At 55.3% G+C, this 23773-nt stretch carries 19 protein-coding genes; 4 read left to right on the top strand and 15 right to left on the bottom strand.

The features are described 5' to 3' along the window. Positions 1-396: 396 nt before the first annotated feature. Together LDH74_RS24040 and LDH74_RS24045 are read right to left on the bottom strand one after the other, a co-directional pair. The gene (locus LDH74_RS24040) at positions 397-609 is read right to left on the bottom strand and encodes a hypothetical protein (protein ID WP_226042978.1); all 213 of its coding nucleotides are present in this window, start codon (positions 607-609) and stop codon (positions 397-399) included. A gap of 640 nt (positions 610-1249) precedes the next feature. Beyond that, positions 1250-2146, bottom strand: a complete 897-nt coding sequence (locus LDH74_RS24045; RefSeq protein WP_226042979.1) for a DNA-binding protein — start codon at positions 2144-2146, stop codon at positions 1250-1252. A gap of 599 nt (positions 2147-2745) precedes the next feature. Here LDH74_RS24045 and LDH74_RS24050 point away from each other — a divergent pair. Further along, positions 2746-2955 (top strand): hypothetical protein, encoded by a 210-nt coding sequence (locus LDH74_RS24050; RefSeq protein WP_226042980.1) that lies wholly within the window; start codon positions 2746-2748, stop codon positions 2953-2955. A gap of 85 nt (positions 2956-3040) precedes the next feature. Here the strand turns inward: LDH74_RS24050 and LDH74_RS26590 are convergent, their stop codons facing one another. From LDH74_RS26590 to LDH74_RS24110, 13 genes are all read right to left on the bottom strand, one after another. After that, complete coding sequence (locus LDH74_RS26590) at positions 3041-3172, bottom strand: hypothetical protein (RefSeq protein ID WP_255681050.1); 132 nt, start codon at positions 3170-3172, stop codon at positions 3041-3043. 256 nt (positions 3173-3428) lie between these two features. Further along, positions 3429-4040, bottom strand: a complete 612-nt coding sequence (locus LDH74_RS24055; RefSeq protein WP_226042981.1) for a hypothetical protein — start codon at positions 4038-4040, stop codon at positions 3429-3431. A gap of 69 nt (positions 4041-4109) precedes the next feature. Then, on the bottom strand, positions 4110-4688 hold the full coding sequence (locus tag LDH74_RS24060) for a helix-turn-helix domain-containing protein (RefSeq protein ID WP_226042982.1): 579 nt from the start codon (positions 4686-4688) through the stop codon (positions 4110-4112). 461 nt (positions 4689-5149) lie between these two features. Beyond that, positions 5150-6412, bottom strand: a complete 1263-nt coding sequence (locus LDH74_RS24065) for a hypothetical protein (RefSeq protein WP_226043165.1) — start codon at positions 6410-6412, stop codon at positions 5150-5152. Positions 6413-6769: 357 nt separating this feature from the next. Next, the gene (locus tag LDH74_RS24070) at positions 6770-9799 is read right to left on the bottom strand and encodes a TraM recognition domain-containing protein (RefSeq protein WP_226043166.1); all 3030 of its coding nucleotides are present in this window, start codon (positions 9797-9799) and stop codon (positions 6770-6772) included. Continuing rightward, on the bottom strand, positions 9789-10976 hold the full coding sequence (locus tag LDH74_RS24075; protein ID WP_226042983.1) for a hypothetical protein: 1188 nt from the start codon (positions 10974-10976) through the stop codon (positions 9789-9791). The genes LDH74_RS24070 and LDH74_RS24075 overlap by 11 nt, the downstream gene beginning before the upstream one ends. A gap of 4 nt (positions 10977-10980) precedes the next feature. After that, complete coding sequence (locus LDH74_RS24080; RefSeq protein ID WP_226042984.1) at positions 10981-14280, bottom strand: conjugal transfer protein; 3300 nt, start codon at positions 14278-14280, stop codon at positions 10981-10983. 6 nt (positions 14281-14286) lie between these two features. After that, the gene (locus LDH74_RS24085; protein ID WP_226042985.1) at positions 14287-15495 is read right to left on the bottom strand and encodes a hypothetical protein; all 1209 of its coding nucleotides are present in this window, start codon (positions 15493-15495) and stop codon (positions 14287-14289) included. Continuing rightward, positions 15496-16353 carry a hypothetical protein gene (locus LDH74_RS24090; protein WP_226042986.1) on the bottom strand — a complete coding sequence of 286 codons (858 nt, stop codon included), beginning with the start codon at positions 16351-16353 and terminating at the stop codon, positions 15496-15498. Further along, positions 16350-17003: a hypothetical protein gene (locus LDH74_RS26725; RefSeq protein ID WP_345778578.1), complete on the bottom strand. Its 654-nt coding sequence runs from the start codon at positions 17001-17003 to the stop codon at positions 16350-16352. The genes LDH74_RS24090 and LDH74_RS26725 overlap by 4 nt, the downstream gene beginning before the upstream one ends. Before the next feature lie 1132 nt (positions 17004-18135). Continuing rightward, entirely contained in the window at positions 18136-18621 is a 486-nt protein-coding gene (locus LDH74_RS24100) for a pilin (protein ID WP_226042988.1), read from the bottom strand. Continuing rightward, positions 18614-18859, bottom strand: coding sequence for a hypothetical protein (locus LDH74_RS24105; protein WP_226042989.1), 246 nt, complete (start codon positions 18857-18859; stop codon positions 18614-18616). Before LDH74_RS24105 ends, LDH74_RS24100 begins: the two co-directional genes overlap by 8 nt. A gap of 418 nt (positions 18860-19277) precedes the next feature. Then, complete coding sequence (locus tag LDH74_RS24110) at positions 19278-20396, bottom strand: ArsR family transcriptional regulator (RefSeq protein WP_226042990.1); 1119 nt, start codon at positions 20394-20396, stop codon at positions 19278-19280. A gap of 157 nt (positions 20397-20553) precedes the next feature. Here LDH74_RS24110 and LDH74_RS24115 point away from each other — a divergent pair, with 157 nt between their 5' ends. The 3 genes from LDH74_RS24115 to LDH74_RS24125 all read left to right on the top strand — a co-directional run bounded on the left by LDH74_RS24115 (position 20554) and on the right by LDH74_RS24125 (position 23400). Further along, positions 20554-21912, top strand: coding sequence for a cytochrome P450 (locus LDH74_RS24115; RefSeq protein WP_226042991.1), 1359 nt, complete (start codon positions 20554-20556; stop codon positions 21910-21912). Positions 21913-22540: 628 nt separating this feature from the next. Next, entirely contained in the window at positions 22541-22813 is a 273-nt protein-coding gene (locus tag LDH74_RS24120) for a hypothetical protein (protein WP_226042992.1), read from the top strand. A gap of 413 nt (positions 22814-23226) precedes the next feature. Further along, positions 23227-23400, top strand: coding sequence for a hypothetical protein (locus LDH74_RS24125; protein WP_226042993.1), 174 nt, complete (start codon positions 23227-23229; stop codon positions 23398-23400). Positions 23401-23773 lie beyond the last annotated feature (373 nt).

Consider the following 23773-nt stretch of genomic DNA (forward strand, 5'->3'; position numbering starts at 1 on the left):
AGACGCTCGTTGTCCGGGACATCGTACTGTTCACTGACATCGTGAACAGCTTCTTGAAGAGTCATGGGTACTGTGAGTGCCTGTGGGATTGCTATAGATAAAACTTCCCAGCTCAACCTCGCCCTCTATGACTAAATCCGCTTAGTAGTGGCTGAGTAGGAGATAAGACGGAACAATACCGATGTCCAAGGTGTCCCGTCCCCTAGGGGACGGGACAGGTTATACTAGCGGTGCTAGAACTAGGATCCTAGCAAAATCGACTCAAGAAGACCGGTGTTTATCGATCCCGTGAATACACAGACGGCGTCGGGAAGTGCAGTTCCTATGCAAGGGGGGGTGGGGACCGTTACGGAGATGGCTATCGAGCGGGTGTGCATGCGCGTCATGCGTGACCCTCTATCTCCCCTCGTAGTCTCGAGTCTGCTCGATCGCGGCGTCGTGTGGCTCTCCCTCGAACGTCTCGCCGGTCACGTGGTGCATCTCGTGTTCATCGTCAGGGCTGCCATCGGTCGCCTCGACGCTGGTCCGCCCGAGGAAGTCAGTCGGCCTTCCGGAGCGTGCAGAGGTGAGCGCACGGCCCGTCGTGGTACTCCCAGCCCTTGCAGTCACACCGACCGATATACTCGCCGTTCTCGATCCCGAGCGCGCAGTAGTGTACGTCCTCGCCGTCTCTGAGCGTGATCTTGTAGACGAACCAACCGAACGGCTCGATCAGCGCCTCGCATGGGTTCGCTCGAGTCCATGACTCGGTGTCGCTGTCACGTTCCTCAAGGAAATCTACAGTCTCCCCATCAGTGGATTTTGGGAAAGCGCTCCTCGGCTGCGTGACACCTCCAGTAGATCGTGTGGTCCGTTCTCACAAACGCGACGGGGGAGGCCTACGGCCGAGGTCTCGGTGATCATCCGACCACCGCAATGCGGGCAGTACCGGGTCATGCTCTGATCCCTCCTCCGTACTTCGATTGACCATGACCGAGGTTTACAGTTGCCCGCCCGGCGAGTCCACGACAACTTCCCCGCTATTTCCGGAGTTCTACACTGCAAGGTACGGAATGATCTGCTAGGACAGTATTTGCCTGACCTCTCTGAGGTTGTGGCTGCGCGCGCAGCGACGGTCTCGTGAGCGGAGCGAACGAGAACTGGAAAGACGAACGTAGTGAGTCTTCCCGACCGAGCACGGAGCGGAGGGTGGGGAGGAGGGGTCTGGGTCGGTCTGGCACGTCGCAAAAAAGAAGGCCGCGTTAGCCAGCTACTCCCACCATCGACCGCGTTCAGGGAAATGTAGGGTCGACCATCCGGTGACGGCCAAGGAGACTCGTCCTTCGTACCAGTTCCGTGCAGCCCCATGAATGCGCACTCGTCCGCCTTCGTCGATCCATGGCGCTCCTGATTTCTCCCAGATCGTCACTCGAGTCTGGCCACTGTCGTCTGCGATGAGCCCGACTTGAGCGATGCTTGGATGCGATGGATCCCAGAGTGTCTCGACACGCCCCTCGATGCTCACCTTATGTCGGCTCACATCTTCGAGTTTCCCGATCGGCACGATCTGTCCGGGCGCTGTCTGCAACTCCTCGAATACACTGACAACCGCACTCGTGAGATCCTGCCCGTCAACGACCACCTCGGCCAGTCGCCGACTGATCGCTGCTCGAGACCATCCATCGAGCTTTTCGGCCAACCGCATCGACTGTTCGTTCACGGCCGCCAGTTCGGATCGTGTGAGGTCCGTCCGCGGATCCGGCCGCTCTGGATCCGCCATTGGCTCCACGCTCGCTGCTTGCTTCTGGAACCGTTCACGCCGCTCCGCACTCCGTCGTGAAGCGATGTTTCGCGCTCGTTTCGCTCGTCCCTGCTGTTGTCCGAACTCGGCCTGTGTACTGATCCGCTCGAGTTCTGCTTCTCGAGCTTGAATCTTCTCCTCCTGCTCGAGGGTCGCACCGTGAATCCGGTCATCGTTTGTATTGACGATGCCATCCGGGTGGTTCGCATCCACCTTTGCTTGGACCTCTTGCTCGACCGTTGCCTCGAATGCCGGCGCCTCGTCGACGACCGGGAAGCTGTTTTCATCGACTTCCTGCTCGTCCGCCTGTTTGAGTGCCTGTTCATCGACCGTAACGACCTTGCTACTCGAGTTGTTACTAGACATTGGAACACAACCTAGTTCCGAAGGCGCTCAGCGCCTGCCACCGCGATGCTACTACATCGTGGTTTTCCAACGACACCGACTGACAGATCCCTCTGCGCGCTCTCGCTCGCGCCTTCGTGAGCGCCCTACTGGGCGCGAGCGAGAGCGCGCCTGAATGAGGTGTTCCAACCAGTACCGCGCGCCGTCCGCCCGGAGCAAGCGGCCAGCACACAAGCCGGTTTCGCGTCCGTCGAGCGAGCGACGTCAGGAGCGAGAGAGACGCAACCGAAAGCGCGCTTGGTGCTGGCGCCGAGGGCACATGCATTTTAGCCCGGCAGCCCGCCCGCGACTGCAGGCAGGCAGCCCGGAATGGTCGGTCGCGAGCGATACGGAGGGCGGCAGCGGCGAGCGGGACGGGCCGTAGAGACACACCCATCCACCGGCTACATCGACCGGCTTCCCACCCGCTACCCTGGTGGGCTTAGAAAGGGTGAAGCTGTCTCGGCTAGCCCCCGACCCCGTAAGCACCACATGAACGAGGTACGCAGCGTGGGTCACAGGATGTCGAGCGGCCGAAGGCTTTCAGGAAGGGTCTCGGATATCGACCGCAATTCTACTGCATGTCCGTTGAGCAGGACTTTTCTGCAATTAGGACGTCGGCGTTCTCCGACGTCACAGCAAGTCAAATTCCTTCCACCGTGAGCTGTATTTCTACGTTCCCATCCGACGACCTTCTCGTCCATCTCGGCAACGGCATCTACGACATCACTCGTCAGGGAAAACAGTATCTCGCTGGCGAACTCGATGCTTGGGATCTTGCGGCTGACTGAACCCAGCTAGCGACAACGATAGATCGAAAACCAGCTAGTTGCTAGTCCTGAACGACTTCGCACACGGTGCCTGGAAGAAGGACACTCACTCGTCTTCGAGCGCTGCGTAGATCTCCGCATGGCGGCGTCCGTCAAGCTTCCCCATCTCAAGGGCGATCTTGCGACGTTCGGCGTCGCTCTCGGCCGCCTGATACCGCTCGTACAGCTGGCAGAGCATTTGATATCATCTCTTGCGCAGCGTCCCAGTAAGAGCGTCTGCGAGCTGTTACCGGTCACGCAGACGATCTCGAGCAGCCGCAAACTGAACAGGATCCGTGTCGCCAGCCGCAGCCATCTCATTCGCCGACTGGAGCTGGGAGTCAATAAGGCGATTCTGCTGGCGTGACCACTCACTATCATCGTGCGTCCGAACGTACTCAGCCCAGCGCTTGATCATCGCACGCCGTTGCTCCGTGTTCCGGCGTTGATCGTCCTCAAATTCCTGTGAGTTCAGCATAGTAGTCTTCAACTCCAAGCTCTTTGACGTACGTTTCGAGCTGCTCCGTGTTAAATCGTTCCTCGAAGGTTAGGTACAGGTGGAGTGCATCTTCGAAATCCTTCCCGCTAAGGGTGTCTGCAGCTTGCGCGAGCCGGAGTTTATACGCAATTTGAAGCTCAAGCGGACTGATCTCGATTTGTCCCTCACCGAATGTAACCGTGAGGGGGTTCGAGAGTGCCTCGCGTTCCACGTTGTTTGAGACGAACCACGTCTCGAAGTTCGGGTACATCTCACCTTCCTCGGCAATTCGGATTCGGCTGCCCTGATTCAACATCGAATACATCTCATCAAGCGGCATCGCCATTCCCCAGTACTCTTGATTTTTGAGTTCAGTAACTAACTGCTCAGTCTCCGTTTCGGATAGCGACTCCAGAATGACATCGATGTCTTCTGTCGATCGAGATCGCCCAGTGAGGATCGCGACATACCCACTGACGATGACGTAGTCAACATTGCAGGTGTCGAGGATCTGTGTGAACTCGAGTACATCTTTGTCGAGCTCTGAAAGCTCCCGTGAAACCGTGAGCGTGTCGTCACTAAGTTCCATCAGTTTCCTCCATGGAACATCGATAAACTGAGTATTGCATCACTTGTGTCCGGTCACCCGTTTCGATGCTCATACGTTGACCCCTTCTTCGGTATCGTGGCTTACGTCTTCACTGATTTCGTAATGCTCGTGGACGACGGGACGGAGTGCCTGCAGGATCATCTCCGCGGCCAGCGGTGAGATATCGAGATCCTCAGCCATCAACCGATGGGTCACCTTGCCGCGTTCGCGGGCGACCGCGTAGGTAAGCGCTGTCGCGAGCCCGGCGACGTCGTGGCGGTCGATGTAGGTGTCGATGTCGGCGTTCGTCTCGCGGCGGCCGACCGCGTCGATCAGGGCCGGCGTGATCGTGTATTCGCGGTCGCCGGCGGCCATCGTCACGGTTAGGTCGATCTCGCGGGCGGCGTACCGCCGGGGCTGTTCATCGTCGGTGACCTTGAGGACGCCAGCGTCGACCAATCGGTTGACATAGGCGTAGGCTGTACCCTGTGCGAGGTCGAGGCCGTCCATTAGTTCTTGGACGGTCGCTTCTTCCTTTCGGGTGATATACGCGTACAGCTGAGCGAGCTGTGACTCCTTGAGGAGGTCTGCGACCGAGAGGAAGTCACGGATGACGTCTCCGTTAACTCGGTTTGATGTTCGTGACATGGACGATTAGACATTTACAGTTTACAGGGAACCAGTAAAATTTCTTTGGGTCGATCTATCTGGACTGGGAGTTTGCAATGAGATGCTTATTGAAATCTCGTGTACCGTCTTGGGATACCAGTTCGTTCTCGAAGCCTTCGTGCTTGTAGACGCATCGTCGTATCTGTCTGACCCAATTGGTAATTCAGTTCTGGGGACGCTTACCTGTGGTTCTCAGTCCGTATAGCACTGATAAACCCCACGTAGAGCGGTCCTCGGTAGGAGCGGTGCCGAGGAAGAGAAATAGCGCTACTCAGTTGTTAACCAACATTCGGCGCTCCAAGGGGTAGATGTTGGTTAAGAAATCACTTTAGTCGTATCTCGCACTGCAACTGATGGCGGGCCTTCACCGCGAATGTATCGAGTTCGTCGACGGGTGCATCCCTATCAGGGACAAAAAACGCTACGTCGCGATCTCGATGTTACTTTGAGCCTTTCCCGAACAGTCGTTTCGCCCGGCCCCACACAGACGTTGTCTCGGACTCGTCATCGTCCGCACTATCATCTATGGCATGCGTTTCGTGGGCTCGGTCTGTCTCTTGGTCATGGCTTGCAAGTTCTGCCGTAAGCCGCTCGATTTCTGCCTCGAGTGTGTCGATACGCTCGTTTTTCCGCTCGAGCGCAGCCTCGAGTTCGTTCACATGGTCAGTCAACAGCCGATTTTTCTCGGTTAGATACGCATGACTATGACCCGATTTGTCACGTCCGGCATCAGTAGTCGACGTGCCTGAACTGGCGTGGAATTGCGTGGACTCGTCGCCTGAATCCGGATCGTAGAACTCCGAGGTATGCGCAACCGCTCGTTCGATAGTCTTCTCCCCATATGTCGACCCATCAGCGTAGTGAACCTCATCCCACTTCTCCCGGAGAAGACCAGACTGGCGGAAGAGTTGATCTATTCGTGTCTGGTCGCCGCCAGCCCAGAACGCCAGCAGACAACACAGAGCCATATCAGCTTCCGACTGGCTGTCGTATCCAGCAGTGTTCCCGTTCCAGAGGCGCTCGAACTTTGACCCGTTTGACGCGTTTCGGGCCTTCTCGAGCAACTCCTCGTCCTCGAGGTCAACGTCGATATCGACTGCTGTGCCCGTCAAAGGCTGCTCGTCAGTCACCTCATGTTGGCCTGATTCGGATTTCTGCTCGCTTTCACTATCTTGGACATGTTCACGATGAATCACCTCGAGTGCATCCTGTCGACGAGCAACGCGACCGGGCATCTCCTCGAGGGTGTCACCAGTCACAGTAAAAAACCGTGCTGTATCGTACAGTTCAATGCTTCCACGTCGATTCCGTCCGTCCGGGAGTTCACCCTCGATGAGTACATGGAACCCAGTTCCCGACGGAGAGATTTCCGTATAGGAATCAAGCCGCTCGATAATATCCTCCGCTACGTCGTCGACGGTCTCAGTCTCTGGGTCTCGGCAGTCATCGAGATCCACACCAACGATAGGATCATCGTCAGTAAACACGAATCCGACGCCATCCGCATCCCCCGAATCGGCGTACTCGAGCGCGGTTTCGACCGACACCCATGTTTCGGGATCCGTCGAGGACGCAAACTCACCACTGCCTGGTGTCACCGGGATCTTGGTCGGCTTCCCGTCTCGAGATTCTTCTCGCCAGCACACCCACTGGTCGCGCTCACGTAACTGCTCGGGGAGTACCGAGATCGGACGTTTAGACATCACCGATCCGCCTCGTACTGCGCGTCCATCTGGTCGCATACCACCTATCTGTATGCTGATAAACACGCCATGATCTGGTCGACTGCTCGCTACCCTGTCCAACGGGTACAACCCGTTCTATACTAGTTGGTTTTTGGCCGGATTTTACCCTGGACAATACTCCCGTCTGGTGGTTCTTACCCCGGACACCCGTAGATCGGTTTACCCCGGACAAACAATTACCCCGGACAAGAACTGAGAAGAAGGGGAGTTTGTGGTAGAGATAGCTATATACGGTCGAATTGCTGATCGATCCACAAGTAGAATCGAATCGCGTAGCATCGGGACCAACAACCATACTATATCTGTCAGCTATCATTAGTCGAGTAGTCGATTCCCTTCGGCTGTCAGATCGATCCCGATATAGACATTCACTTTATCGTCGCCATCTCTGACGCGATCACTATCATAGTCAACAGCGTTCGCGAGTTTCCGACCGAACCAGACCATATTTGTTCCGTCCAGGTCATGGAAATCGGCCCAGTTGGAGTACGCCCCAAAGAGTTCGTTCTTCGGCACTTGCGCTCCATCAACTTCCTTCACATACATCGCTGCGAACGCTTCTACACCATCGCTATTCGGATCGATATCCATCGATACCTCTGATTCTAATTCATCCGGTAGGGTCTCCTCCACCTCTTGATTCGAAGTTGACCTTTCAGAATGAACTGAATCCTTAGTCGGATTACCGGCCCAGAACTCCAGATCACCAGAGTCCTTCGGCAATGAATGTATCTCCCCACGATGGAAAAGTATCGGACTGCCGTCTTCTGAGAGAATCAATACAATATAGCTATCACGCGAAATGTCTGCCTCATGTAACTCGATATCAGGAACAAACGGCCGTTTGATCGGTGTCCACTCCTCCTCAAAACCGTCTCTCGAGTCATGGACATGGGTTTCCCCAGCTTCATAGACAGTATATTGGCCGGTTTCTCGATCATAGCTATAGTAGGCTGGCACACTGTCTTTCGAGAGGGTGCCCACATCTGGAACGCGAGCAAACTCTGTTTTACCGTCTGAAAGAACGATATCACCGTCCCCTCGTGTCCAAACAGTTCGGTTCGTCTCAGACGTCTTGGGCCGAACGGCAGTGACGCCACCGTGAGCGGTCGCACCACCACCGAAGGTCACGACCTCGTCGCAGTTGTAGAATTGTTCAGTGCCATCGGCTCGTTCTTGCAGCGGTGGCGAGAGAATATTCTCAACTCGAGACGCCCATTCTGTCTCGGAGTCACCAGGTCGAACGACGAAGACCGGAATTCGATCCGCTTCGTGGGCTCGCTTGAGATTCTGCAAGACCTTCACGGGACGATCCGGCGTCGTTGTCTCAGCCTCGATGTTGAACACGACGTCGTGATCTGGATGCGTCGCGATGGCGTCCGGTTGCTCGCTTCCGTCCTGCTCGAGAATTTCGACACTGAATCCACGCTCTGTAAGCGCTGTCTCCGTCTCGAGGAGGACTGCATCGTGTGTAGAGCCACCGGCAGATCTGACAGTGCCCGTCTCGGGTTCGACCACTGTTTCTCCGTCATCAGTGAGCCGAGCTACGATATCGTCGTTCTGTAGCGTAACCTCGAGTAATCGGGATTCTTCACGAACGTCAGGCAAGTCTTTAGGGGAAACGTCGATCTCAGGCTCGGTATTCTCGAGACGGGCCGCGAGTTCCTCGTCGACGATAGTGACATCGACCCAGCCGTTTTCCGCTCGTACGCTTTCTCGAATCTGAACTGCACGAACGGCTTCCGCCATCGTTTCCTCGAGAATCTGCGTGGGGTTCGCTGCTTCATTTGAATCACTATAGATGAGATCCTGCAGGATCTCAGCGTCCGCCAGCGGATCAGTCCCATACCTCTCGAGGCTCTGTTCGATGATTCGATCAACAGCATCTGGTTCCCGAAGGGGCGGGTATGGCGGAAACGTCCGGATCAAGACGGGTTCAGAGTAACGCCCGCCCGAGAGCGGGATCCGCGTCCAGACTTTGAACTGATCGGTCGTGATGAGGTCCTCTGCCGTGTAGTCGCGGAAGCGTTTCATCAACAACTCGGCATCGTCGCTGTCGTTGACCGAGAACGTGAGCAGGTTATCACAGTTGTTCTGCATCGCTTTCAGCGTGTCCTCGTCGAACTGAGAGGGATACTGCGAAGCCAAAGTCACCGACAACCGCATCGACCGAGCACGGGCTAGCATCGACTCGATATCGAGATTGTCGCTCGCAATATCGTCGAACTCGTCACAGAGAACGAAGTAGGGATCTGGATCGATATCGAGTTCGTACGACCGCCGCTGGATGGCTGACCACAGATTCCGCATCACACCCAGCGTCACCATCTTTTTGATGTCCGTGTTCTCGACCGGCGTACGAACGATGACGATTCGATCGTTCTCAATGATATCGTGGAAGTTGATCGTACTCTCACGATGGGCGATAATCCGGCGAATTACCGAGTTCTCGACCCAGGACTTAATCCGTTTCAAGAGCGGGCGGACCGTCTCCTCTTCCATATTCGCGATCTCGAGACAGAATTCTCGGATATAGGGATCCTCGACATCAAGTGCGAAATCCTCCCGTCGATCGGCATTCAGCAAGATGAAATACATATCGATGACCGAAAACGGCTGCTCCGATTTCATCATGGCTCGAGCCATCGACTCAGTGATCGCTTCCATGTTGATGCCCCAGTAGTCGGAGGTATCGAAGACTGCTTTCAGGTTCTCGACCCGGTTTTCAATCTCGTTCTCGAGTTCCTCAGTCGTCTCGCAGTCGGGCACCTCGAGGAAATTCATTCCCACTGTATTCTCGTGGGTGGTCGACCCGGGCTCGATCCAGACGACGTCCTCGAGACGATGTTTGGGGAGCATCCGAAGGAGTTCTCGAGAATCACGACCCTTCGGATCGAAGTATGTGAAGCCGTAGCCCGAATAAGCCCACTGCACCATCATATTCAAGAGTTGAGTCGTCTTTCCGTAGCCGGTCGTCCCTGCAATCCAGTTGTGCCGGAAGAGCGAGTCAAATCGGAGCGGAGCCTCACGAAAGCCAGTCTGGGGATCCTCTGTGTAGCCGACCCAGAGTGGAGACGGTGCGTCGTACATCCCAGCTTCAAACATTTCTCGGACGAATGGGCCTGCAACCGTCCCTTCGTCGGCCGTTTCCGTGAGGATCGGCTTGCCACCGACACGGGTCGTGTCTTGGTCGACGATATGATATTCCTCGCCAGACATTGATCGCTGGTCAGTGGACGACCCAGTGCCAGCATTCGTGGATTCATCGTCTGCTGATTCGGCCTCACTGCTTTGGTCGCCACTCGAAGTCTTCCCACCGTGTCCGAAGAACCGATCAAATACCATCGTACCCCTCCTGATCGTGAGTAGGGCCATCAACGGGAACTGCTGCCTCGTCGGGGGCACCGGATGTCTGCCCACCAGTCGGCGGCTCCTCAGCATCGTATCGAGACCCATCCGATGGAAGCCGGTCACCACGCTGCGTGTATCGCCAGTCGATCTTCGGCGTCTCAATTTCCGCATTGGGAATATGTGCGACGCCGGCGAGTTCGTCGACGGTCATGATCATACGGCGATCGATCCACTCGCGGTCGCGCATTCGAGAAAGGAATTGTCGAAGTCGTTTGGCTCGTTTCCGCTCTTTACGATGCCAGACCGGAGTATCGTCGAGTCCCTGCTCCGTAACCGCGTTGTAGTACTTCCTGAACATCCCCGCAACGCCGCGGGCTCGAGCCTCAGCCTCGGCCTGTTCACTCGAGGCCGCCAATACGCGAATATTCACGTGGAACGCCTGTTGCCCACGCTGCTGTTCGATCGTCTTTGCGGCCTGCTTGTCCTTCGCGCTCGCCGGTCGGGTTCGGGGATTCAGCCATCCTACGGATGTCCCTTGGCGAAGTGCATGAGCGAGTTCGTCGACGCTATTGTGCTTGAAGCGGTCGCCGTCAGTCCACGACTGCTTTGCAGGCCGGAAAATAACCTGTGTGACGACTGTACTCTCGTCGAGTGACAGCATTTCGCTGGTGATCTCGCCGTAGGGATCCGTCTCGAAGCCTTCGCTGTTGTGATGGCGAATCGGGTAGTACGGAATTTTCTCCATCTCGAGCCACGCGCCGGCGACGTACTGGTTAGAATCGATGACCGGAAACGCATGGCCTTCCTCGACAGGGAAGATCTCACTGTTCGCGTAGTTGTTCCCGACCCGCCGTCGGAACTTGTCTGCGGCTGCCTCGGTCGCAGCGTGCATATAGAACGAAATTTTGCCCTCATCGAACCAGACCTCGAACGAATGGTGATCACTCGTATTCTTCCCGCGGAAGTTCGTCGTCACATCGTGGACTGATTGCAGAACGCCGGCCCCATCCACGACGCCGTTGTTCTCCTTATAGGGGCGGATTCGAAGGAGTAGCCCTGGCGTATCTGCTTGCTGCTGGATGAACGATCCCTTCTCTCCAAACTCGAGTTGCGTCGCCTCGTACTGGGGCGACGAACCGAGCAGTTTCGTGAAACGATTGAGCGGAGTCATAGTCTTAGTTGTCACATTCGGGTTCGGTTGTGCGCTGTTCGGGAGCTGACGCTCCGCCATCGGTCTGGATCGATGCCTCTTCGGTGTCTGTCTCTGCCTCAAGAGCCTGTTCGACGACTGCATCGAGGATCTCCGTCTTGGTGAGATCCTCCTCGAGAAGCTTGCTCGCCGTCTCAGCGGTAATGTCGAGACGGGTCGCAAGCGCGTTTTGCTGTGCCTCGCTCTCGACGAATTCCTCGAACGCGAGTAGTTCCGCTGACTCGTCGTTCATCACCTGCTGGATGAAGGTCTGATCCGCTGACTCGTAGTCGATAACCCGCTTCTCAAACTCGTCTGCGACCACGTGCAAGGGATAGGTGCCGTGTTCCTCAACGCGAACGAGTGCCTGACTGTATCCGAGGTCCGCTTTCCCGGCGTCGGCACCTCTGACGTACTGGCGCTGTTCTTTTGTCAACCCGATTTTGTCCGCCGTCCGGTCGTCGAGTTCGGGGAGTTTGTGGAAGACTTTGATCGGACACATCCCGATGATCTTCTCGGCCTGCTCGGTCTCGTAGAACTCTTGAGCGGTCTGAGAAAGTAAGACCATTCGGAGACCGGCATGGCGTTGGTGACGGAACGCCGTCTCGAGGAAGTCGAGATTGGCCTGATCCTCGAAGAGGTAGTGTGCCTCGTCGATCGCGAGTTCGACGTTCCGTTGGGTGTTCTTCGCCTGCTGGTAGACCGTCGACAGCAGCAATTGCATAAGGAACGTCTGCCGATCGATCCCCGAGGCACTCCCCTCGATCTGGCCGAGATCGATATAGACGACTTTGTTATCACCCTCGAGAATATCGATCTCCGAGCGATGAGAGAGGTTTTCGTAGGAGCCACCCTCGCGGAAGGGCTGGAAGGCAATCGCGAGTTCGTCGGCATACTGTGCGGCCCGTTCGCGAGCGGATTCGGATGCAGCGATGTTGTGCTCGTCCGGATTCTCGGCGATATCACAGAGGATCCGGTGGACGTCCTGCATCGTCGGCGAGTTCTCTGACGTGTGCGTCGAGACGTCGTCCTCAACAACCCCTGCCTGTCGATAGGCTTCGTCGATCACATACGAGAGGACACCTGTCTCAGCCCCGAGTTCGATATCACGCGCGTCGAGGAAGTTCTCGAGAACGGCGTAGATCTCGTCTTTCTTCGCCGAGAGGGGAGAGACCCCATCGCTGGACTCGAGGACGTGCTGTGGCGTCTCTCTGATTTCGAGGGGATTTAGCTTCGTGTCGCCCCCGACGGTGATCGTTTTCGCGTTCAAAGCGTCCGCGATACCACGGAAGCCGCCGACTGGATCGACGAGGACGAGCATCGTGTCGTTGTGCCGCTTCATCATTCGAAGGTGGCGCATGATGTCGCCGAACGTCTTCCCAGCACCCGGCATTCCGACAACGAGTTCGCTGTGCCCCGTCTCGAGTTCCCACGGGTTGATTCGGATGGGGGAGCCGTTGTGACCGTGATAGCCGTATTCGATGCCGTCGTCCATCATCTGGTAGTTCGACGAGAACGGGAACATCGCGCCGATCGCCTGATTCGTCAGTGTGGACATCCGATCGCGACCGAGTTCGTTCGTCCCGAGCGGTGACACCGTTGCGAGGCCACGTTCCTGCCACCGGCTGGCAACCTTGAGCGTACAGTTCGCCGGGGCATCCTTGACGATCGACCGCAAGCGAGTCGTCTGATTGTCGAGCGCTTGCTCGCTGTCAGCGGCAAGGCGAATGAACACGCCACCGCGGTAGAACGACGCTTTGTTCGCCCGAACGAGCGACCGCATGTATTTCGCCTGCTCGATATCGTCCTGGAGATCCTCGGATTTGAGGCTGTTTGCGTCGTGCTGATTGATCTTCAAATCCGAGATCCAGTCCGCCATCATGTCTTGGGCCGACTGGCTGTCGAACGGGTAGAGGTGGATACTGATATCCGTCTGAAGGTCGGTCTCGAGCAATAGACGCTCGAGGAGGCCATCCGACGGTTCTTCAGGGAACTGTTCGATCCAGAACGTACGGACGTACGTCTCGTCGTTGATCACGGCGTAGGTCGTCTCCCAATCGACCGTCGCTGGAGCGATAACCGACTGGTGCATCGTCGACGTATCTGGCAACCGCTCGCCGGAGGAAATCGAGAGATCTTCGTCGGTATTCTCTTCAGTACGATCGTCCGAACCCGGTTCCGGCGTACTGGTCCGTTCGTCCATTGCATCGAGGACATCATCGGGATCGGGCGTTGCTGGAACACCATCGCTAATCCCGTGAGAGACGACCGGGAACGTGCCGAGTGCATCCGTGATATCAGCGTACTCCTCAGGCTGACACGACCAGTACTCCTTCGTGATCCGAGCGAGGTCGTATGCGTCGACAGGGCTAACTGAACACCGGTAGAGCGACGAGCCGCCGCGTCGGAGCTGGGTGAGTCGTGACTCGAGTTGCTCTTCTTTGAGTCGCTCACGTTCAGGGTCAGTCAGCTCATCGGTCTGGAACCGGTCGAAGAATCGACCTAACATGGGCATCTCTGCGAGATAGGCGAGGACGCTGTCACCCGTCTTGTCGAACTGTTCGACATCGTCATCGTTCACTGCAGTGATGAGGTAGTACTCGCGGATCGTTGTCGTCTCTGAGTCGATATCTCCGCTTTCGGTCGTGTTCGCGGTGACGTATTCCTCGAGAAGCCGCTTCAAGACCGGCCGTGACCGAACATCAGCGTCACCGAGTCGGTCCTGGTGTGCACGGACAACATCGTCGTCGTCGACCTCTCGGCTGGTGATATAGATCTTCACCGGGAAGTCCACAGTCGAGTTAACGAACTCAGAAAGCGACTTTACAGCCTTCGCCCATGCGTCGTCGTCCTCGAGGGCCATGTTCGCTGGCTCGACTTGCATCGCTCCGACGAGTGCACCATCCGTTCGTTCGACAGCGTGGGGGTACACTCGTTGTAAGCGAGTCAGATACCGAACCTCGCTGTTGTCCTCACCACCGTGGGTATACTCCTTGTTCTTGATCGCCCAGCCGAAGCGGGCAGCGAGCCACTCAGTGAGCCAGAGGTATCTGGGCTTTACCTTGTGGAGCAAGAACAGGAGGATCGTGAGCATAATCCCGAATCCCAGTACCGGAATCGTCAGTGCAGCAGGGACGAACGTCGCTGCAACGACAGTGACGAACGCCACCGCGAGAAACAGCATGAGTTCGCCGATCGTGTACCCTCGGAAGAACGCCGTAGTGCCGCCTAGTGATTGATGGATCTTTCTCGTACTATACTCGCTATCAGCTGTATTCGTACTCATACGAAATTACCACCGAGAGACCTTCTGTTTCGTGTTCTTGAGCCCGCGCTTTGCTCGAGTCGATGTCTTCTGTGTCGCCTTACGAGCGTCATCGGCGGCTTTGTCTCGCATACGGCCCGTCTTCGACTTCCGCAGATTGTTGTACCGACCGGCGTGAGCCTTCGTCGAGCGGGCTGATGCACCGAGCTGATAGGCTTTCGAGTTGCCACCTCCGAGCGTCGTCTGGCCACTCTTCGTTACTGCGCCAACCTGATTGTTCGCGTATCCTCGATGGACGTTTCGGGCACCCCGGACAGCCTTTCCAGAGGTGCGTTTTGCCTTTGCAGCCCCAGATGCGGCTGCTGCAGGATTCGTTGCCGAGACGCCTTTCTGTGCGACGGTTCGTATTGCCGGGCTGCTCCAGTACACCGTCATGATCATCGTGATAATCGCCGCAGGAATCAGCGTCAACCCGATGAACAACGAAAAAAGTCCATCAACAGAGGTTTCGAGACCACCGACCTCCCAGCCGATTCGGAAGAGGATGGCTGGCGGAATCCCAGCGAGCACTAAGCCTGGATAGATCCCTGAAGCCTGACGTGCCATGTTTGCCGCGGGACTAAATGGCCAGACTTCCATCGACCAGAGAACGCCCAGTAGCGGCATGATCGGCGTCAAGACGCAGAGTGCGATCCACCGGAGAGCGACGACAAATCCTGCAATAACTAAGAAGAAGTTCGATATGACGACCATCGCAAGAATGGTGAACATGCCTCCAAGCGAGGATTGGATGAGGCCACCGAGTCCTGCTGACATCTCGTCGACTGGGGCAATCGTCATACCTACTGCGTCGATGAACTGCAACGGAATCGATACAAGTGGAAACCAAACAAAAGTCCCCATAAATACGAGACCAAGTCGTCGCAGGAGCTGTTTTCGTCGGTACTCACTCATCGAACCTGCCCGGAGTCCAACAAACGCAAAGGCGATAACCGACAGCATGATCGCCAGCGGCATGATGTATGAGAGGTATACGTCTTGGTACAAACTCTCCCATGGCGCATTGTCCGGGGTTCCAACAACCATATACCCCGAATCCGATTTTGGGGTCGGAACTCCGACGATTGGACCTAAGATCGCTTCATAAATGTCATTGACAAGGCCGAGAAGTGCATCGGTAAAATCCTCGATGACGTTCTCGATTGCATTCTCAACTTCGTTTTGAAGCCATCCCATTCAATTCTCACCCCCATTAGATATTGACTCATTTGGACTGCCTTCTACAATAGAAAGCTCACACGACTGATCACCATCATAGCGGAGTTGCTGAGTATAGGATGGATCTCCACCTACCTGTACGACAGCCGTCACCGTCATCGGTTCTGTGCCGAGTTCTCCACAGTCAAGTGATCTAACTGCGTTTCCGGTTCGGTAGACAGGACGTTTTGATTGAACTGTAGTCTCCCCTGGCGGTAAGCGTGTCTCGTGAAAGTATGACTGCGATTCCTTCGATTGCAGTCGAGCAACTGGAGCACCTGCCCACTCGAGTTCAGTGAGCAACGATGGAATCGTCCCCGTGTTCTCAATAACGACTGCCGCATATGTCTCCCAATTAGGCGAGTTTTTGTCCCACTCCATGTCGGGATTCTCTGCCGCCCACAGGACATCTGTGATCGTACAGTTAGCCTCGAGCGTGAGCGTTGTTGTATCGACCTGATCGTCTCCATCAAGGGCGACTAGCTCGTATTTTCCTGTGGAGAAGTCATCTTCATATCGGCCAAGAATTTCGAACGATGTCTCGGTCTCGCCGTTCTCGAGACGCTGTTGATCGTACAGCTCTCCACTCGGATCAACGAGGTTGATGAACTCAACCGATGTCTCATCGGCAACTTCGATCTCGAGGTTCTCCTTCGCTATCTCGACGGACGCGAAGACATCACTTTCTCCAGCACTGATTCCATTCCCATCTGTACTATTGTTTGAGGGGTCTGACCCTGACGCACAGCCAGCAAGAGTGGCTGTACTAACGCCGAGAGTAGCAAGGACTGACCTGCGAGCGATACGACTGCCATCCGTATTGGAATTTTCTGTCATTGTTGATCTGTAAGTCCGAGGAACGTGCCTCCGGACAGGTAGTCGAAACCGTAGACGGCCAGAGCGACCGGCAGAAACCAGAGCAGTGTTACGAGAATCAACTGAACGATCTTCTGGAAACCGGGATATTTCGGTGGGATCTTCACCCGGTCCTCCGCTGCAGAGTACAGTTGATTCGCGCGCCACCACTCAGTTGGAATGTACTCCCCATCAACGACTACAGATGGCCGGCTCTCGAGTTCGAGAACGGCCATTCCACTAGCGTTGACGGTGGTGGACTGATTCCCAACTTCGACCCGGCCGGTTGTAATCGGATCGTCGGTCGCCTTCTCTGTGACAGTTGCCTGAACGAGGGCTCCTGACGAGTTCGCCTCGAGGACCGTCAACTCAAGGTTCGTTTCGCGAACGGTTCCGTCGTCGTCGATCGAGACGGGTTGCGACTGACCACGGACGATGCCGTGAACGGTCACCTCGTCAAAGGTCGCTGCTGGAAGCGTCTCCGATTGGACGGCGACTGACGTTGCGTTCACATAGCGATCGACAGTCGCAATATCGATCTCGTTCGGGAGGGAGGGACCGTCTCGTTCACTTCCCCAGGCTTCTTCGATAACTAACGGCGGCTCAGCAGTATCCGTCGCCTCGCTTGGCATATCTGGCCGTTTCTGCGTCGGTACGGCGTGGATTTGCGCTGGGCGGACGGATGAGTTCTTCCGGATAGCGTCGCTTTCCGTTCGAGAAACCATCGTGTGCCAGCCGTCTGCTCCGACAGAGTAGAACCGCCAATTTCCACGAAGACGAGCGGTACTGTCAACATCGATTGCTGCCCACACAGTGCCCGGATGCATGACGACACCAGTGCGATTCTCGTCGCTTTCGAACGTCACGCGCTTCCCGTCACTATTGTCGATCCGAGTAACGACCGTCTGACGGGATTCGGTTGCTGTTACCCGCTCACTCACATTCTCGGTTTCAGTCTCCCACGACTCATCACAGGAATCTGCCTCACTGTCGTAATCATCGCATGTTCGTATTTCATGGCGAAGGCGAACGGAGATCGCAACGTCCACGGAGAGGTTCTGCGTCCCTGACAGCCCACTATACTCAAGAGTAGAGCGATGATTGTTGTCTGAGTCGAGTACCCGACCGTCTGCCCGTAGTTCGACACTGTCAATATCAGTCTCAGCAGTCGACCACCGGCTGCGGACCGAGCCAGTGGTATCGTCATCTGGAACACGGACTCGGTAATCGGTTATCGCGAGGATCTCACCATCTGGAGCGATGTACTGTGTCGAGCTGTTTCCTGAATGCAACACCGTCGACGGCTGGACTGCAAAGATGCTCGCGTACGCATCTCTGATATAGAGTCCGTCCTCGAGCTGTGCTCCCTCGGGATGAACTGACGTCGTCTCATTCCCGGGGGTGAAGTCCTGGATATCACCGCTGTTCCAGGTTTCGACGGCTTCAACCGGTTCTTCGAACGGGACATCCGTCGACTCTGCGAGCCGAGCGGAAAATTCCACATCGGAAGAAACGGTATCCGTAAATTCCTCACTCGAGCGGTCCCCCTTATCTATGTCTTCCGACCACAACAGCGGGAACCGCGTTTCGTTTACACCGTAATCCGGTCCGTCAGCAGGAATCGCCGTACTCGAGTTTGGGTCAGCTGCAGCGACACATGCAGTCAGACTCGCAACGCCTCCGCTTACGGCGAGGAACGCGACGGCGATGACGATCACACGTGACATGGTCATTGGATTTCGGTGAAACGGTTTGTCTGCTGTATTAGAACGGTTTCACGCAGTCAGAGAAGCCGAATCCCATCTGACTGCCGACTTTGTCGATAAGTTCCGGTGAGATGAGGGCGAGGACGATGATGCCGAATCCGATACCCGACATTACGAGCTTCTCTTTGGCTTGGTTCTTCTTTTCAGGGTTCCCACCAGCACGCATATACGAGAGGCCAGCTCGACCGACATAGAAACCAGTTGCAGGGAGCCCGAGACCAGCAACAGCACCAAAAACAATACCGATACCAGTCTCGACGCCCGTGCCGCAATAAACGTCTCCAACATTACTTTGAGCCGTAGCTGGACCTACTGCAACAATTAACAAGAGGAGTCCAGTCGCGAGTGAGACAAGCTGTGGTGGAACAGAGGTGAAAAGCGACTGCACTCGCAGTCTCGTTTTACGAGACGTAGAGGACTCCTCGTTGGTAGTGGGGTGTTCACTGGACGATTCAGTCGCTGTGGGGGATGAACGATTACTCATGGGAAACTGAGTTGACGCTTGGTGTGTCGAGGATGTTTTCGAGATCCTCAAGGCACGAGGTCTGGTCGATCAGGTCGTCGAGGTCACGATCGTCGTCGCGGAGCGCTTCTTCGATAAGTGCGACGAGCCTATCTCTCTCGATGTCACGGTATGCCATCTGCTCGGCGAGTGCCTCGCGGAATAGCCCCGATGCGTTGATACCGGTCGCCCAACTGAGGAACAGGGCGTCGGCGGGCATAACCGAAATAGTCGTAGTGGTAGTTCGTTTCACCATTCTTTTACTCACAGATCACTCGCTGACTGCGGAAGCTCGAGAGAAGGCCCTCATCCTGCGGGGTTCTGACCGCAGAGTTACCGTTTCGATCAGAGTCTCGATGAATCAGTAACCGTGTGACTCGAGCGCTGAACTGGAGGAGTTCATCGCTACCGTCAACGAGCCAAGTGGAGAGGAGTGAGGGTACTTCTTGATCGAGTCGGTCCTGAATTATCTCCATTGGATGTTTTGCCACTGGTTCTCACCAAGCGAAAGCTCACGGAGAACAACTATATTTTCACTGGCGTTTACACCGTCAATATGTATGTAATTCGTACTATTATTTAATTATCAGATGACTCTCTGACCTATGGATAATCGATAGACAGACGTTTGATGAATTCTATGTCGTTGTTGGTTCCAGTTCAGAGGCAGGTCGAGCTTGTGCGCGATAGGACTCGTACAAGTCGATTCCCCATTCGACGAGCCGTTCGTTAGAACTGACAATCATCGCAATGTGCTGTCCACTACCGGATTCGTTGTATGCTGCAATAGCAACCTTACGAGTATCGTAGATCCCGATACCGAGCGTATGTGCTCGATCGAGGACTAAGGGCTGGTAGTTGTTGTATGCCGAACTGTGGACCACATACTGGGTTTGAGAGTTTTCGGCAGCTTCGACGTAGGTTGGCAAATCAAGGATAGCCTCGGATTCAATGCCGAGTTCGAGTAACCCTCGGTAGGCGTGGAACAGAACTGGATTAAAGATAGAGCAGAACCCTCGAAAGCGGCTGGTTTGTCGGTCATAAAGCTTGAGAGCTGTCCATAGTACCGAAGAGGGATGAGTAGGGTTAGAAATGATTAACTCAGCGTCGGCCAGTTCTGGAATTGGAAAGGTCGCATCTTCTGTCGGGAGGCGCTGTAACCATGGCGCTTTCTCTATGAGTTGCTCAACTGCCGTCGCCAAATCAACATAGGCATTTAGAACTCGTGTTCCGGCAGGTGTGATCTGCTGTTGTCCCCCGTCATCTTGGATCCAGCCATACTCTGCGAAGGCCTTGAGGATACGCCCAATTGTGGGCCGTGACGGGGAACTGCTCACTGCTGATTCTAGCTCACTCGGACGATATGGTCGTCTCTCAAGTGTCCTTAATACACCAATCGAATGGTCGGAGCGAGTCAGGAATGATAGCCCCTCAACTGAGACCGTCTGAAGACAGCTCTCGATGACATCCAGGAGCAAGAGGCCACCAGCAGTTAGCTCAATTCCTGCGTTGTGATTATTGACGAACCCACGGTCTCGGAGAACTGCAAGATGATTAGAGGCAGCCTGCCGGGAGATGTCGGCTTGTTGGGCAATATCAGTCTGTGCCACGGGACTCGAGAGGTCACCCATAGCCTGTAAAACTTTGAGACGCGCCGAGTCGACTGTTTCATTGATAACGCTCCGGACAACGAGTTTTTCGCCTGTGAGGGGGTTCTTTGCTCGGTGTGTATTTCCAGTCACAATTGTATCCCCCATATTGGGTTTCTAATCTATCTCTTTAATCTAATAGTTATTCAATTTTATTGGTTCTCGATATAACCAAGCTCAATATGGGATCCTCACCACATAAATAACTACCAATTGAGCATGGATCTACAGTGGATTTATTTGTGTTCTGTATGGATGAATTACTATGAATCCGAACGCTCGTCTCCCTCCCGCGCCCTCAGGACACCCAGTGATCGGGCATACGCTCGATTTTGCTCGAAGTCCGTTTGAGTTCGTTGACCGCGCGACGAACGAGTGTGGAGACCTCTATCGCATGGAGCTTCCTAGCGTCGACGTTTACGTCTTAGCCCATCCGGAGTATTTCAAACAAGCGCTGGTGACTGACATCGACGCATTCGGAAAGACCGAGGACTTTCAGCGGGTGTTTGGCAATGGGTTGCTTTCGACAGAGGGAGAGCAGTGGAGTCGCCAGCGAGGAATCCTCCAACCATTATTTCATCGAGATCGAATCGGGGGATATGGCGAGTATATGGTCGACGCTACGCAACGACGACTTGCTACGTGGAAGCCAGGAGAGACTCGAAATATAGAATCGGAGATGCAGGATCTCACAATAGAGATCCTCTTTGCGACGCTCTTTGGGCGCGAATTACCTCCGGGGGAAGGTGACGAGCTCCGTGCAGCATCGGATGGACTCAATAAATGGTTCGCGCCGACATCCTGGCTCTTACCGAACTGGATTCCAACACCATCACGACGAGAGTTCGGCAATTCAGTAGAGCGTCTCCGAACGGAAGTTCGACAGCTGCTTGCGGAGTATAGTGCAGATTCGGAACAAGAGGTCAGCTCACAGCCAAACGACCTCCAACAAGAAACGCTCTTATCGAAGCTCCACGACGCACGCGAGGCAAGTGGACCAGACCATCTTAGCACGGAGGAAGTCGAAGACCAGATGCTCACGATGATCTTTGCTGGGTACGAGACCACCGCTGCGGCGCTCGGATTCGCCTGGTACTCGCTGGCGATGAATCCCGAGATTCGGCAGGCGTTCCACGACGAACTCGACGCTGTTCTGGGGGATGAACCACCGACACCGGAAGACATTGCAAACCTCGACCTCACAAACCGTATCGTCACCGAGACCCTCCGACTGTATCCGCCCATCCATACGATCCCCCGGCAGACGACTCGAGATGTTCAGATCGATGGCTACCAGATCCCGGCCAACGAGGAAGTTCATCTATCCATTATCTCGACTCATCGTGATGAGCGGTTCTACGACGATCCCCTGTCATTCCGGCCCGATCGGTGGACAGAAAATTTCGAAGAGGAACTCGATGACCACGCGTTCATCCCGTTCGGTGGTGGTCGTCGGACGTGTATCGGTCGGGAATTTGCTCGCCTCGAGGCGACGCTCGTGTTGGCGACGATCGGTCAACAGTGGACCCTCGAATGGGCTGGTGCAGACCCGACGATCACGATCGAACCAGAGATCACTACGCAGACAAAGAACGGCCTCCCAATGCGGCTTCGGCAACGATAGATACGTACTATCGCTCATCAACCGTAATACTGCTGAAGTCAGTGTTCTCCTTGGAGACATGGGTGTAAATTATTCTAGCATTCCCGATTCCGGCCGTCTCGTGTGTGTGTGTGAGCACCCCAAATTCAACCTCCTAGATGTGAATATTATTCGGATGGGTATTATCTCGACAGGCGGTACACTTGAGCATTCGAGCGACGTAATTCGGGGAGTTTTGTGGGGGAATACGTTAGGGGAGAGCGCTCAGAGTTAATACCACGTCCATGATCGAGTCATTATATCATCTAGAACGAATGCCGTCGTGTTTATTGCATCGCTCGCTGGAGCACTACTGTTACTCGACGCTATCGGATACTGCGACATAGTAGACGTATCTCCCTGGGATCTACTTGCGTTCGTTCCGAACAACTTGTTCCTTATGCAGATACTGTTCGGTGCAGTAGTTATGGAACAAGGATAGTGTGGTTCTCACCCATTGAGTCACGTCCGAAGCGATACACTATACGACAGAGACGTCTCACACGGCTGGCTGTGGCGATCGGCCGACAGGGACAACAGAGGGACCACCGTACTCGCGTGTTCTCCCTTTCGTCGATGGAACTACGCCTTTCGAGTCCCGACTCTCCCTATGCCCACGCCCCGAACCCACCAGTTCCGCGGTCGCTCGCCGCTCGATCGTAGCGGCTGGCAGGTATCGACAGTGGCCCGCCGAACGACCAACCACGACGGGTCGGCCGTCTGTGCCGTCACTGACGAGACCATCCCACTGACCGAGACGCATTTCTACGTGACACTGCGACAGGAGACGTCATCACTGGCCCGGCCCGACGAGTACGATCACCTAGGCGTCGCCGACAGTGCGCTCGGCGAGCTGGACGAGTGGCTCGAAGGTGGCGAGTGATCGGCCATACCGAAACTATCGATCTAGCTACTATAATTTCTGACAGTAATGGCCTCTGTAATGTCTGTCTCAATTCGGTTCGTTCACAGCCAACACACCGATGAACCGTTCGTCAACTCACAATACATCTACTCGAGCACTGATGCGAATAGCGTCAATTCTCAGGTCCATCTACCGTATTCTACGATCTTGTTGGGTGCTGCGTTCGTCCCACTACTGCTAGTATTACTGACTCTCGCCGCGAATGTCGTTGCGTATGGGTACTGGGGACGGACATACCACTCGCTGTTTCTATTCGCAACTACACTCATGTTCGTCGGATTAACAGCACTCTCTATTCACTCTCACAGTTTCGCATCTCAGTTGTGTAGTCCCCCGACTCTTTTTATCGGAAGCCGAGCCCAACGTCGTCGATGCAAACCCCACAGGAGGACTTGCTCATCGTCGAGGCGCTCGTCGAATACCACTCCAAGCGAATGGACGTCCAACCCGAACGGGCGGCTCGAGCGTGGGTGTTGGCCGACGGGATCGCTGCGAGTCACGGGCTTGAAATTGAGGATGCGCTTAGACAGCGGGCAGAGGTATAGTGTAGCCCGATCGAATGACTTTCACGAATGCTTTACTGCGAACACAGAGATGACAACTGCCATAAACTGGCCGCGAAACGGATGCTCGTGTACTTTCGCGAGACCAGGTCGCTAAACGAGGAATACTACTGCGCGGTTCACGCTCTCGAGCGACTATCGCGTCTCGAGTACGACGACTTGGTGGACGTGAGGGCGCTTGACAACTGCAACACGGCCGGCTGACTACTCCGGTTTCGATCCCCTGGCCCGATATATACAAATAACTGAAAGTAGTGATGTTTTTCATGGGAGTCGTAGATACTCTGGTAAATAGCGTTATACAAGTAGTCGCGGGGTTACTCGGCTTCGGATTGCTCTTTGGTGGCGCTCAGCA

The organism is Natrinema sp. DC36 (genome assembly GCF_020405225.1).
Classification (GTDB): domain Archaea; phylum Halobacteriota; class Halobacteria; order Halobacteriales; family Natrialbaceae; genus Natrinema.